A 13717-nucleotide genomic window follows, 5' to 3' on the forward strand; every position below is an offset into this window, starting at 1 on the left:
ACAAGTACACTTTGGGGGAATTGAGGAAAAAAATTGTGAGCTGGAATATTGCTGCTGAATGCATATCAACCGTCATGCTCTGCATCATCTGGAACTACTCCAGGCAGAGCCATTCATTGCCGACACTGAAAAACAAACTGTTTCAGGTCTGTTTCTTAACGACGTTTCTGGCTATGACGTCGAACATTTTATCGACGATCTGTATTCAGAATACCGGAGTGATTCCGCTGTGGGTGAACTGGCCAGTCACGACCATCTACTTTATCGCCACTCCTCTTATGGGCGTCATCTATTTCTATTATGCGCTCTCCATACTCTATGAAAATCAGCCGCGTTTTCCGAAGAGGTGGCTTTTTTTGTTGCTTCCGGCCGCATTCTATCTGCTCCTGGTTATCTCCAATCCCTTTACCGGCTGTCTGTTTTCTTTAAGCCTGGAGACCCGGTATGAGCAGGGGCCTCTCATCATCATCACTTACCTCGTCTTCTATATTTACTGCCTGTTCACCTGCGTCACGGTCGTGGCACTGGGAAAACGGGTGGATCCCACGATCCGCAATATTCTGGCGTGTTTCCCGCTGATCGCGGCCCTGGTCGTCATCATCCAGCAGATATTCCCGGAGGTCATTCTCTCCGGTTCCGCCGCCACCTGCGCACTGCTGATCCTTTATCTGTATCTGCAGAACAAACAGATTTCCATTGACTATCTGCTGGGGATTCCCAACCATAAGGAATTTTTAAACTCCCTCCAGCTTCAGATCAAACGCCACAAGGATGCCTCCTTCACCATACTCCTCGTTTCCCTTCGAAACTTCAAACAGGTGAATGACACCTACGGCCAGCAGAACGGCGACGAGTTCTTAAAAACCGTCTGCAATTACTTGAGTAACACGGTGAAGCCATATCAGCTTTACCGTTACAACGGAGATGAATTCGCCGTACTGATTCCGGAATCCGATAAGGAGACCGTCATCCGTCTGGTCAAAGCCATAGACGGACGCTTCAACCAGCCATGGAAAAGCCGTGACTTCCGATGCATGATCGGAACGGTAATTGCCGTCACCACCTATCCGAAAAGCGCGGATACGATCGAGGACTTAATCAACGCGCTGGAATACACGGTTTCCGTCGCCAAAGACGGTAAAAACGGCAACATCTGCTACTGTGGCCCGGGTATGCTGGACCATGTCAAACGGCGTTTTAAGGTGATCGATGTCCTAAAGGATGCCCTGGCCCAGGGCGGTTTTCAAGTGTATTACCAGCCCATCTGGTCTGTGGAAAAGCAGTGCTTTACCCTGGCAGAATCGCTTCTGCGCCTGCCTGCCACCCCGCTCGGCCCCTTATATCCCTCGGAATTTATTCCCATAGCCGAGGAGACCGGACTGATCGTGGATATTACATACTATGTGCTGGATACGGTCTGCCGCTTCGTGCACGACCTTTTAGACAGCGGAATCACGATGCTGGAAAGCGTCACCGTCAATTTCTCCGGCGTACAGTTTTCGCAGCATAATCCGGCGGAAAAGGTGATCTCCATCATCGAAAGCCACGGGATTCCCTACCGGATGATCAAGATCGAGATCACAGAGAGCGTTCTCGCGGAAAGCCGCCAGGAGCTGGAAGAATTTATCGATCTGATGCACGCAAAGGGCGCGGAAGTCAGTCTGGACGACTTTGGAACCGGCTACTGCAACCTCGTCTCTGTGCTGAGCATGGATGTGGATGTGATCAAACTGGACAAGAGCCTGCTGTGGGCGGCTCAGAAGGACCAGAAAACGGCCATCATGATGAAGAGCCTGGCCCGCTCCGTTCACGAACTGGGCATGCGGGTCGTGTCGGAAGGTGTGGAGACGGACGAGCAGAGGGCATTCGCCGAGGAATGCTGCTGCGACTGGATTCAGGGGTATTACTATGCGAAGCCGATGCCTGGGGAAGATGCGAAGCGGTTTCTGGCGGAGAGAATCGAGAAATCGTAAGGGATTATCCCATAACAGAAAAAAGCGAAAAAACAGGGTATGGAATATAGTCGTTCCATACCCTGTTTTTGAAAGATAGACCTATTAATGTAAAATATCGCACACAGGAGATGATGAAATGAAACTTAGAGAAAGCTACACATGCCCCTTAGAGCTTGTTCATGATATAATAAAGGGAAAATGGAAAACAATCCTTATTTTTCAACTTAGAAATGGAAAATGTTCTTTTTCTGAACTCCATCACAGTATAGCCGGTATTACCCAAAAAATGCTGTTGGAGCAACTGCGTGAATTGAAACACTTTGGATTAATTGATAAAAAAACGTATGATGGATATCCTCTAAAAGTGGAATATTTTTTAACCGGGCAGGGGGAAAAGATGCTGTCCGCAATTAAAATAATGCAGGAAATTGGTATAGACTACATGGTCGGGCATGGTATGACAGAAATCCTTGATGAAAAAGGAATTTGTTATGAACCCCTGCCATACGTACGAAAAAGTAAGTAATTTACATAGAAGCTATTATCCGATATCATTTCATTAGAATCAGGAAAGGATATGAGACTATGAAAAAAGCATTACTTATTATTGATGTGCAAAATGATTATTTTCCTAATGGAAAATGCCCGTTGTATAAACCAGAGGCAGCGTTGAATACGATTAAAGATTTATTAGAAAATTTCAGGAAGCAGAATCTGCCGGTTATTTACATTCGTCATGAGTCTTTACAGGGGACATTTTTTAATCCAAATACAGATGGTGTACAAATTCATCATGATATTAAACCACTGGTTACAGAAACGGTTATTGTTAAGCATGAGCCAAATAGTTTTTATGAAACAAATTTGCAAAACAAACTGGTGGAGAATGAGATCACAGAACTGGTTGTTTGTGGAATGATGACACATATGTGTATTGACACAACGATAAGAGCTGCCAAAGATTATGGCTATGAGATTACACTGATATCAGATGGCTGTGCAACTAAAGATTTGGAATGGAATGGCGTTACTCTCCCGGCCAGCCTTATTCAGAGCACATATATGGCTTCATTAAATCAGAAGTTTGCCAACATCAAGTTGGGTTCAGAAATGTTCTAAAGATATAATCCGTTAAAAAAAGTCCGTAAATACGGGATATTCCAGTATTTACGGACTTATGGTAACTCTATCAAGAATACAATTCTACTTCTTTCCGCCGCTCTCCGTCTCCATCGTCCGTCCCCATCCGGTAATCACCGCGAATAAGAACACTCCAAACAATGCAAACGCATAAATCGTACCTCCGGCCACAACCACCGGTGATAAGCCGGTCAGAGCCGCTCCGATAAATACAAACACGCTCATGAACGGAATAATCGCCGGAATACTGTTGGCCGTTCCGTCAAGCAGGTTTGCTCTTCTGTAAGGATGGATATTCTTCGCACTTCCCACCTTATTAAGCACTGGGCCGAACGTCAGGATAGAAGCGCTCGTAACACCGCCGAAGATAATGGTACAGAGGCTGATCCCCAGCATACAGATAAGCTCGGCACCCCTCGGAGTCGTAGCCGCCTTGCTGTTTAAGATGGCCTCCACCATATAATCCAGCATACCGGCTTCCGTCAGCACGCCCATAATTCCGAATACCGCGATAACCAGACCCACGGTTCCCAGCATTCCCTGCACACCGCTGATCAGGAAGCCAACCGCGGCATTATTGGCCGGATCATTGGCAAATACGTCCTGGAAGGTGAACAGTCCTGCTGCCAGACCCACGATCAATCCCAGCAGAAGTCCGACTCCGATTCCCGCGAAGATGTTGCGGCTCTTAGTCGCCACGATCAGCATGATAATAACCGGAATCAGCATGATCAGGCTGACAGGGCTTGCCGCCGCCTCGATGGTACCGCCCTGATACGTTCCGCCCATACCGCCCAGCACTGCGAACAGCACTACGCTGATCAAGGCCGCCACTGCGGAATATTTTAACCGGCTGCTTACCACACCGCCTACATCGGCCGGATGGCCGTCCTTAAACTGCTGTGTCGATGACGACGCGATGGTCGTGTCACTGATCGGCGCCAGATTGTCACCGAAAATCGCACCCGATACAATGGCTCCCGCCATAAACATGGGGCTGCCCCCCAGCACCACTCCCGCCGGGAAGAAAATAGGGAACGCGGTAAACATGGTTCCGATCGAGCTGCCTGTCGCAGTCGATACCACACAGGTAGCAAAGAAGGTAAATGCCACGAACAGTCCGCCGTTCATACCTATGGTATTGGCCAGCCACACGAAACCGCCCGACAGGCCACTGGCCTTCATTAACGCGCTGAACATACCGATAACGAAGAAAATAACGATAACAGAAACGCTTGTGATCGAAGAGATTCCCTTAATTGCCGCATCCCAGAATTTCGTATAACTGGTGCAGAATACTCCGCCCACCAGCAATGCCACGAATCCCCCCATGGCCAGCGCTTCCATATTAAATGCCTTGAAAATAACAAATAAAACGACACAGAAACCAAAAAATATAGCGACTGGAACCAGCGACATAAAAATACCGCCGCGAAATTTCAAGTTCTCTTTTGTATTTGCATTTGTCTCACCCATAACTGCTTCCCCCTTTTAGCAGATCCCCTTTTCCTTTGCAAGTTCTGTCAGCGCCCTTTTGATATCACGGAAACGTCCCGCCGCTTCCTCATCATCGGCAAAACAGGCTGTTACAATCCGTATGTGCCCTTCCCCTTGTGCACCATACGGCGTTCCCTGATTGACCATAATGTTGGCGTGATCCCTTATGTAGTCCGCCACCTCGCCACTGGTCCCCAGCGCGCTCACGTTTAGCCAGCTTAAGATTCCGCTCTCACTTAGCTTCATCGTCACACCCGGAATCTCTGACAGGATCTCATACGCTAAGTCCCTGCGGCGAAGCAGGCGCTCATAGTTGCTCTTTAAAAATGCCTCGTCCTTTACCGCGGCCACCGCTCCGATGCTGGCCAGGGTATTGGAAGCCCCCAGCACGTTGACGGCCGCGCCGTAAAGCACATCCATGATATGATCATCCGCGTAAATATATCCAATCCGGAATCCGGACAGCCCCAGCCCCTTGGAAATGGAGCAGACCGTCAATGTCCTCTCCCACATTCCGGGCAGCGTGCACGGCGCCACGAACTCGATTCCATCGTAAATATGATCTTCAAACGCCTGGTCGGATACCAGAATCAGATCATTCTTAACGATAAACGCCGCCAGTTCCTCCAGCTTCTCCTTCCGGAACACGGTCGTCGTCGGATTGTTGGGATGGCTGATCAGCACCATCTTCGTCTTCGGCGTCAGCCTCTTTTCAAACTCTTCCATTCTGGGCTGATATCCGTCCTCCTCATAGAGAGGCACCGGAACCGCCTTCGCGCCCAGAAGCTTTGCATTTAAAAAATTGCTGGGATAACTGGGATCAGGGATCATGATTTCGTCCCCTTCCTCGATAAACGGCATCATGGAAAACAGAAGGCCGCTGTCCGATCCCGGGCTCACGATCACATTACGGCTCGGATCAATGGGGAGTCCCGTTCTCCTGCTGATCTTCTCCGCCAGCGCCTTTCTTAATGCCAGGTCCCCGATCGGCATCACATAATGGCTGACGGTTCCGCTCTCCAGCGCTTCCATCATAGCCTTTTTTGCCGATTCCGGTACCGATGGATCCGGATAAAACGGATCCGCCCACGCCATGTTTGCACCGCCTGCCGCAAGGAAGTTTCCCACGCCCTCTCCGACATCGGCCTTGGTCACCGCTGAAAACAATCCGCCCTCCAGGTCTTTGAAACGATCATTCATTCTCCTTTTTACGTCCATGTAACATCCCTCCTATGATTTTACAATCGCTACTGCTTCCACCTCACACAACACACCCTTTGGCAGGTCCTTTACCGCCACACAGCTCCTCGCCGGATTCCCCGTAAAATAGCCGGCGTACACTTCATTAAATGCCGCGAAGTCTCCCATATCCGCCAGGAAGCATGTGGTCTTTGCCACAGTGGTTAAGTCGGCCCCCGCCGCCTCGAGCACTGCCTTTACATTCTTCATGGACTGGCGGGCCTGCTCTGTAATCCCCCCTTCCACCACCGCTCCGGTCGCCGGATCAAGCGGAATCTGCCCCGATGTAAACACAAATCCATTCGCAGTTATCGCCTGTGAATACGGTCCGATCGCTGCCGGTGCTGCTGCTGTCGCTACTTTTTCCATTTCCTATCCTTCTTTCCTCTAAAATGCACGAAAGGGTGGTATTGAAAATTACGTCAATACCACCCTTGGCTGTACTAATACTATATCACTAAAATATATTTTAGTCAATCCAAAAATCAATAAAATAATTTTTATTAATTATATTCAGTTTTTTCTTAAATTCCGTAAGTGAAGATAGACTGTATTTCTGGAAAGCCCCAGAATATCGGCAACCAGAGGCACGCTTTCCTTAAACTGGAAGATCCCCTGCTCTTCCAGCTGAGCGATCACTTCCCGCTTCTTCAGCGATGGGAGTATGGACTGATCCGCCTCCACTTTGGCCTGTGCCGCGGTGACGGCACGGTTCACCAGTTCCTGGGGATTGTCCGCGTAGTTTTCGCTTTCAAAGCTGTGGTCCGCGGCCCTTGGGAGAAAACCGGACACAAAGGTCTCGACCGATGTGTTTAAGTAAAAATTAATGCAGAGCAGGCCAATGACCTTCCCATTTGTCCCCTCGATGGTAATCGTGGAGGATTTCAGCGGTTCGCCCTTCTTGTTGTGGGTATAGTAGGAAATATGGCCGGACAGCCCTTCCGTCTGAATCCGGTTCAGCATGGTCAGCGCCAGGTCCGTCACCGGAGCTCCCTCCGTCCTTCCGGTGTAGTGTCCGTTGATAATCTTGATAACAGAGCTGTCCAGATTTTCCAGACTGTGAAGTACAAGCTCGTATCCGTCTCCCAGATACTCAGCAAGCCCCTCCACCACAGTTTTGTAGGATTCGAGAATCAGATGATCCTCCGGTGTGAAAACAACATTCCCCTGTGCCATAAAACTTCTCCTTTACACCCGCCAGCTGATCCCACTATGGGTCATCTGGTCATTCTCGCTGTTAGAAATTACATAGGAGGTATTCTCCCCCTTTAAAATACTGATGGAAATATGCTGGGCCACGCCCTCTTCGTTGTAGGTGATCTTGAAAATATCGAACAGCGGATCACCCAATCCGCATTTCAAATATTCAGAGAATTCCCTGGAGGCCTTTCTCACCTTGAGCACCTTGTAGTAGCGGTCCAGTTTTGCGTGATACTCCTGGCGCAGAAGCTGAAATACCGAGACGTTGCCTTCCATTTTCTCAAATATCCCCGGGAAGCGCTTAAGCGGAATGTAACACATATCCAGCATCATGGGGATATCGTCCGCATACATGACACGCTTTAAATACACCACCTTGTCATCCACCGAGATCTGCAGGTCATTCGCATAGGATGGCTTCACGAAAATAATGGATTTCTCCAGTATCTCCGTCCGAACCGTTCTTCCCTGGCTCTCCATGGAATCATGAAATCCAGCCAGCTGGTCGATCCGGCTCTGCACTCCGGTACTCAGTACAAATGTCCCTTTTCCCTGCTTCCGGACCAGAATCTCTTCCTCGCATAACTCCTTCACCGCCCTGCGAACCGTAATCCTGCTCACCTGATACTTTTCTTCCAGCTCTGCCTCACTCGGCATCCGGTCTCCCGGCCTGTAGATCTGTGCGTGTATATCATCTTTAATTGCGTTCTTAAGCTGCTCATATAATGGAGTCAATGCATTCTGATTTAGCATATCTGCGTCTCCTGTCCTCTTCTTCATCCTTAATGCCCATTTACAATTATATCTCACAAAATCGGTCAAGGCAACCTTTTTAACCCGAAAACCCGCTTCCCTGAGAGCCCGGGGAAGCGGATTTAATCTGCATTTTTATTCCATTTTATGAGGGTAGCCGAAGCCTCCCCGAATCATGCATGTGGCGGCGGAACGGTCGGCGGCATAGTCAAGTGCCTCCTCCATTCCTTTCCCGTCTCCGTACGCAGTTAAAAATCCCGCGATAAAACTGTCTCCCGCCCCCATGGTATCGATGGCGTCCACCTTCTTAATCCCCTGGTGCCAGACCCGTTCTCCGTCATAGAAGACGGCGCCTTTATGGCCTCTCGTAACTCCCACGATTTTGGTCCCCAGTTCATGAACCTTCCTCATCAGGGCGATACATGCGTCCTCCTCCAGGTCGGAACCCGAGAAAAATGCGTACGTCAGATACGGACACGTCCGCTGCAAATACGCCTCATCCCGCTTATCGGAGAAATCGAAGGATACTTCACATATGTCCTTTAGCGTCGGAAGCTCATACTCCAGATTGGAGTAACAGCTGGAATGGCAGATATCATACTCTTTGATAATCTCCATGTCCTCCGGCACGATTTTCATGGCAAACAAGTGCTGGCAGCTGTCGCGCAGCCCCGCAGCGAAGACACGGTCTCCGTCTTTTAGGTATACCCGCGGCTGTGCCGTATGGGCGTACACCTTTCTCGAACGGTCGAAGGTCACACCCTCTTTTGTCAGGCACTCCCTGATGTAATCCGCCCGCTCATCATCCCCAAATACACCGATATAATTAACGCGCTCTGCACCATTTCTCTTACAGTTTACTGCTACATTGACGGCATTGCCCCCCGGAAAATAGACGCCCTCATCCATATAGCAGTCCGTTACATTATCTCCAATTGCAATTAACTTCATTTCCTCTATCCTTTCACTGCACCGGCGGTCATGCCTCTTACAAAGCTCTTCTGCATCAGCAGGAAGAGAACGATAATCGGAAGACAGGAGATGACCATACCTGCTAATACGACGCCCCATTCCGTCATGAGTCCGTCACGGAACACCATCAGTCCTACCGGAATGGTGCGAAGCTTCGAGCTGTCCACAAAGATCGTGGCAAATACGAACTCGTTCCACGCGTAATACGCTGTCATGATGATGACCGTTGAGATGATCGGTTTGGACAGCGGTAAGTATATGTGTCCGTAAATCTGCATCAGCGTGGCCCCGTCGATGGTGGCCACCTCCTCCAGTTCCTTGGATATCCCGACGAAAAACGACCGGATCAGCATGATCGATACCGGAAGCCGGAACGCGATGTAAGGCAGTATCATGGCGAACAGCGTATTCTTAAGCTTCAGGCTCTTCAGCAGCATGAACAGCGGAAGCAGGCAGACCTGCGGTGACAGCAGCAGGCCGCAGAGACAGAAGAGAAATACGAAATTTCCCAGTCTGCCCTTCATCTGGCAGATTCCAAATGCGGAAAAGGTCGATGCAAAGACCACACCAGCCAGCGTACATATTGTTACAATCAGGCTGTTGAGGAAATACTGGGAGATCCCCCGGTTCCAGGCTGTCATATAATTTTCCACATGCCAGACATCGGGAAGCCCCCACACATCGCCGTAAATGCCGTTGTAGTCCTTAAAGGACGACATCAGAATCCAGAACAGCGGATACAAAATCAGGGCGGCCAGGAGGAATAAAATGGCCAGCCAAAGGAGCTCTCCGGGTCCGTATACTCTTCTCTTTTTTACTTTCACCTTCTCCATCAGCGATCCTCCTTTTCCGTTCCGAAGCTTGCGAACTGTACGGAAGATAAAATTGCCGTTATGACAAAAATCAGCATGGCGATCGTGGATGCGTATCCCATATTGTTCTTAACGAAACCGGTCTGGTACATATGAAGCGACAGCACCATGGTCGCCGTTCCCGGTCCGCCTCCGGTTAAGATATACGGTTCGTTGAATACGGTAAATGCACCGACAACCGTTAAAATCATGGTAACAAAGAACATCTGGCGCACCTGCGGCACCGTTATATAGAAAAAGCGTTTCAGCTTTCCGGCACCGTCCACCTCTGCCGCCTCATATAAATCCCGGGGGATCTTCTGGATGGCCACAATGAACAGCATGGCAACATACCCGGTACTCTGCCACTGAGAAACCGCAATCACCGCATACATCGCTGTCTTCTTGCTTCCCAGCCATACCCTCGTTAAGCCGTCAAGCCCGACCAGCTCCAGAAAGCTGTTTAACAGGCCCATCTGTGGGTTGTATACAAAATCAAACAACAGACATACCACGGTCATGGATATCACGGTAGGGATAAAATAGATACTGCGCAGCGTCGGGGCAAACTTATGGAATGCGATGTCCTCCAGTACCGCCGCCAGCACGAGTCCGAATCCCACCTGAATGACAATAGAGATGACAGCATAAAGGATGTTGTTTTTCAGAGAGACCAAAATGGTCTTATCGGAAAGCAGATGCCTGTAGTTGTCAAACCCCACCCATTCCTTCGTTGTGGAAGACAGGGTAAAGGACTGAAAACTATATATAAAATTTTTAATCAGCGGAAAATATACGAATATTCCCAGAATCAGAATAGCTGGTATGGCAAATGCCAATGCCTGTAAATTTCTTTTTTTCTCTCTTTTCAAGCGGATAGCCCCCCCCCCGTTACCTTTTATTAATGTAAGGCAGCCGCAGCCTCCTTTACCTGTTCCATAACACTTTCCGGAGTCTCGTCGCCTGTAGCAATCGCCTGTGCCCCCTGGCCGTATACGGTATAAACGGACGCGTCGCAGGCATTGTCAAACCACGGTACCAGTGTGGATGCGGACTTGATAATCTCCATCGCCTCCAGCTGTGCCGGGAGGGCATTGGTTTCATCCACTGCACCCGCTACGCTGGATATCTCTCCGCTCTTTGTTGTCAGAGCTTCTCCGCCCTTCTTGCTGACCAGCCACTTTAAGAACTTCACACACTCTTCCGGATTCTTAGACTTGTTGCTGATCATAAATCCTTCCGGCGCGCCGGTCAGTCCTTCCGGATCGCCTTTTCCATCTTCGAAAGCCGGGAAATTGAAGAAGCCGTATTCAAAGCCTTCCGGAATAACCTTTTCAAGCATGGTGATCTCTGCGAACTGTAAATACATAATCGGAGCCTCTCCGGTTGCAAAGTATGTATTTCTGGCTGTTTCATGATCGATGGCTACACAGGTATCTCCCATGTAGGAGGTGAGCTGTTTCCATTTTTCAAGCACCTCCACGTAGGCCGGATCTGTAAATTCACCGGTCGCTGCATCGTAATCCTTCGCGATCACAGCCGGATCTACCATTCTCTGATTCATGGTTCCCAGATAGTGAAGAATTGCCCAGTTATCGGATAATCCCTCAACCACCGGGGTCTCATAACCGGCTGCCTTCAGAGTGTCCAGCGCCGCGATAAATTCATTCCATGTCTTCGGCACTTCCAGGTTGTTTTCTGCGAATATCTTCTTATTATAATAGAAAGCCTTGCCATCCTGCGACCACGGAACCCCATAGATCTTTCCATCAAAGGTAAAGCCATCGACGCTGGCTCCTGCAATCTTGGAGGACCACTCGGTGTCACCGTCATAGATGTCGTTCAGCTCCATGACATTGCCGGAGTCAATCATTTCTTTTGCAAAGGTTCCCGACCAGGAAGAGAAGATATCCGGAACTTCGTCTGTCGCAACGACCATACGGATTTTTTCTTTGTACTGATCGTTTAAGATGCAGTCCATGTTGATTGTGACGTTTGGATTCTCGGCCATGTATTCCTGGATCAGTTCCTGAAACATGGAATTCTTCGGGTCGTTGGGCCAGCGGTGGAAGAAGTTAATCACTACCTTCTCTCCGGATCCCTCTTCTGCCTTCGCTTCGCCGCCTGCCGCAGTGGTATCCGCCGCCTTACTCTCCGGCGCTGCGGGTGCCTTGGCATCCCCGCCATCCTTTGCCCCGCCGCATGCGGTCAGTGACAGTCCCATGGTAAGAGCCAGTGCAAGTGCCATGATTTTCTTAATACTTTTCTTCATATGATATCCTCCTCGTTCTTTTCTAAAAACGACGGAATTCCAGCCTTCCTGCTAAAACTCCGTCGCTCTCTCTTATTCTTTCAAAGTTCAGATTAATATTCCATTCTCCACATATAGCGGCGCACACTTAAGTCATGACCTCTCTCATATGCAAATGCGTCTGCCAGGGAACGAAGTACCGCCCCGGCCAGAAGCGGAGCAAAGTACTCTCTCACTTCCTCGTCAATGCCTGTCATATCAAAGGTTTCCGCATCCACCAGCATAATCTTATCGGAATACTTCTGGCAGAAGCTGTAGGCTCTCTCATCGAGCGGTCTCGTTGCGCCGATGCCCTCGATGATGATGAACGGAACATCAAAATCAGTCACTTCAAATGGTCCATGGAAATATTCGCCGGAATGGATTGCGTGGGAATGAATCCACTGCATCTCCATCAGCAGGCAGATGGCAAAGGAGTATGCCTCGCCGTAGCAGGCGCCGCTGCCCATGGTGTAGATCATCTGCTCTCTCTTGTACTTGCTGCCCCACGCCTTAACGGTGTCCGCATACTGAGCTTTCGCCTTCTCGATCGCGTCATTTAAATTCGCTACAGAAGCGATGCCCTTCTCATACTTCTCACATGGATTGACTGCGTTTAAAATGCTGAACATCAGATAGTATAGCACAGCCTTGTTTAAATCGCTTGCATCCGCCTCTTTTCCCCAGTCATAGTGGATCGGATATTCGGCGGCGTTCCATAATGGAGAATCCTCTAAGTGAGATAAGGCGATGGTCAGCGCACCTTTTTCTCTGGCAACCTCCGTTGCCTTTACGGTCTCAGGAGTATTGCCTGAATGGGAACAGGTGATGACTACGGAATCCGGTCCCAATGCCTTTGGAGCTCTGTGAACAAATTCGTTGGAAGAGTAGATGCTGGCCGGAATTGAAATCTCACGGTCAAAGGTGTACTGTGCCGGCATCATGAAAGCCTGGGAACCTCCACACGCTACAAAGTAAAAATGATTAATGACTTCCTTGGCCGCCACTGCTGCCACTGCTGTGTTAATCTGGTCGATGTGCTCTTGTCTCATAATGAATCCTCCACTCGATATTATTATATGTTGTTATATAACGTTATATGATGTATTTATATAATATACGATAGTAGCATGGATGTCAAGATATATTTGTAAATTATGTTTGATTTTTATTCTTTTTCTTTTTTTCTTATATGCATATTGCTTATAATGAAAGTAATTTATATAAAAAAAGACATACAGACTATGGAAATCCTTTGATTTCAATCATAATCGGTATGTCTATTGACAGCTGCTTCAGAACTCATACTTTACCACGTTTCACAATTTGCAGATTACATTCGTTTTTCTATTCTTGATATAACCTGCTGCTTATTTCCTGTAGCTTTTGCTAAATCCATCTGCGTCATCTTCTGTTCCTTCCATAAAAGGACCAACTCGGCAAGCAGCTTATATTCCGTTCTGCTTTCGTCCCATACTTTTGCAAACTCCGGATTACTCTGTCTTTCTCTATCTATGGTTTCCTTTACATTTAATTCAGTAAATGGCATTGTGTATACCTCCTTCATGATATTAAACTTCGATTTAAAAAACTTCCGAGTTCTTTTGCTCTTACATTTTATCAGGTTTATGATGCAGCAACCAGACTTATCCAAATTAAACAGAAACAGAAGGAGCCTTTAAGCTACTGTTCAGGGGCCAACCAGTGCGAGGTGTTTTTTGTGAGTGGAGCGCAGCGGAAGTCACAGAAAACCCGAGGGAGCCAGCGCCAAACTGCGTTTTTTGCAGTTTGTGTGCATCGCGAAGCGTGTTGCTGGTCAC

The 13717-nt window shown here is 48.7% G+C and carries 14 protein-coding genes; 3 read left to right on the forward strand and 11 right to left on the reverse strand.

Annotated features, from left to right (window positions below):
- The first annotated feature begins 35 nt into the window (after nucleotides 1–35).
- The 3 genes from M1L66_RS26120 to M1L66_RS26130 all read left to right on the forward strand — a co-directional run bounded on the left by M1L66_RS26120 (nucleotide 36) and on the right by M1L66_RS26130 (nucleotide 3074).
- Nucleotides 36–1973, forward strand: a complete 1938-nt coding sequence (locus tag M1L66_RS26120; protein WP_434688802.1) for an EAL domain-containing protein — start codon at nucleotides 36–38, stop codon at nucleotides 1971–1973.
- A 118-nt stretch (nucleotides 1974–2091) separates the two neighbouring features.
- Nucleotides 2092–2481 carry a winged helix-turn-helix transcriptional regulator gene (locus M1L66_RS26125; protein ID WP_118033267.1) on the forward strand — a complete coding sequence of 130 codons (390 nt, stop codon included), beginning with the start codon at nucleotides 2092–2094 and terminating at the stop codon, nucleotides 2479–2481.
- Between the two features lie 59 nt (nucleotides 2482–2540).
- Nucleotides 2541–3074 (forward strand): cysteine hydrolase family protein, encoded by a 534-nt coding sequence (locus M1L66_RS26130; RefSeq protein ID WP_434688803.1) that lies wholly within the window; start codon nucleotides 2541–2543, stop codon nucleotides 3072–3074.
- Nucleotides 3075–3158: 84 nt separating this feature from the next.
- On the opposite strand, the gene M1L66_RS26135 is transcribed toward M1L66_RS26130, so the two are convergent.
- The 11 genes from M1L66_RS26135 to M1L66_RS26185 all read right to left on the reverse strand — a co-directional run bounded on the left by M1L66_RS26135 (nucleotide 3159) and on the right by M1L66_RS26185 (nucleotide 13446).
- A complete protein-coding gene (locus M1L66_RS26135; RefSeq protein WP_055660306.1) occupies nucleotides 3159–4571 on the reverse strand; it encodes a Na+/H+ antiporter NhaC family protein in 1413 nt (470 codons plus the stop codon).
- A gap of 15 nt (nucleotides 4572–4586) precedes the next feature.
- On the reverse strand, nucleotides 4587–5810 hold the full coding sequence (locus M1L66_RS26140) for a pyridoxal phosphate-dependent aminotransferase (protein WP_434688804.1): 1224 nt from the start codon (nucleotides 5808–5810) through the stop codon (nucleotides 4587–4589).
- Nucleotides 5811–5822: 12 nt separating this feature from the next.
- Complete coding sequence (locus tag M1L66_RS26145) at nucleotides 5823–6200, reverse strand: RidA family protein (protein WP_187024601.1); 378 nt, start codon at nucleotides 6198–6200, stop codon at nucleotides 5823–5825.
- A 144-nt stretch (nucleotides 6201–6344) separates the two neighbouring features.
- Nucleotides 6345–7007, reverse strand: coding sequence for a helix-turn-helix transcriptional regulator (locus M1L66_RS26150; RefSeq protein WP_002602241.1), 663 nt, complete (start codon nucleotides 7005–7007; stop codon nucleotides 6345–6347).
- 12 nt (nucleotides 7008–7019) lie between these two features.
- Entirely contained in the window at nucleotides 7020–7784 is a 765-nt protein-coding gene (locus M1L66_RS26155; protein WP_025531050.1) for a GntR family transcriptional regulator, read from the reverse strand.
- Between the two features lie 135 nt (nucleotides 7785–7919).
- Complete coding sequence (locus M1L66_RS26160; RefSeq protein ID WP_025531049.1) at nucleotides 7920–8735, reverse strand: PfkB family carbohydrate kinase; 816 nt, start codon at nucleotides 8733–8735, stop codon at nucleotides 7920–7922.
- A 5-nt stretch (nucleotides 8736–8740) separates the two neighbouring features.
- A complete protein-coding gene (locus M1L66_RS26165; protein WP_434688805.1) occupies nucleotides 8741–9589 on the reverse strand; it encodes a carbohydrate ABC transporter permease in 849 nt (282 codons plus the stop codon).
- Entirely contained in the window at nucleotides 9589–10479 is an 891-nt protein-coding gene (locus M1L66_RS26170; protein WP_434688806.1) for a carbohydrate ABC transporter permease, read from the reverse strand. Before M1L66_RS26170 ends, M1L66_RS26165 begins: the two co-directional genes overlap by 1 nt.
- Nucleotides 10480–10508: 29 nt before the next feature.
- Nucleotides 10509–11879 (reverse strand): ABC transporter substrate-binding protein, encoded by a 1371-nt coding sequence (locus tag M1L66_RS26175; RefSeq protein WP_187024598.1) that lies wholly within the window; start codon nucleotides 11877–11879, stop codon nucleotides 10509–10511.
- Between the two features lie 92 nt (nucleotides 11880–11971).
- A complete protein-coding gene (locus M1L66_RS26180; protein WP_187024597.1) occupies nucleotides 11972–12949 on the reverse strand; it encodes an SIS domain-containing protein in 978 nt (325 codons plus the stop codon).
- Nucleotides 12950–13230: 281 nt separating this feature from the next.
- Nucleotides 13231–13446 carry a helix-turn-helix domain-containing protein gene (locus M1L66_RS26185; RefSeq protein ID WP_187024596.1) on the reverse strand — a complete coding sequence of 72 codons (216 nt, stop codon included), beginning with the start codon at nucleotides 13444–13446 and terminating at the stop codon, nucleotides 13231–13233.
- Nucleotides 13447–13717 lie beyond the last annotated feature (271 nt).

This window comes from Hungatella sp. SB206 (assembly GCF_051132295.1).
GTDB lineage: Bacteria > Bacillota > Clostridia > Lachnospirales > Lachnospiraceae > Hungatella > Hungatella effluvii.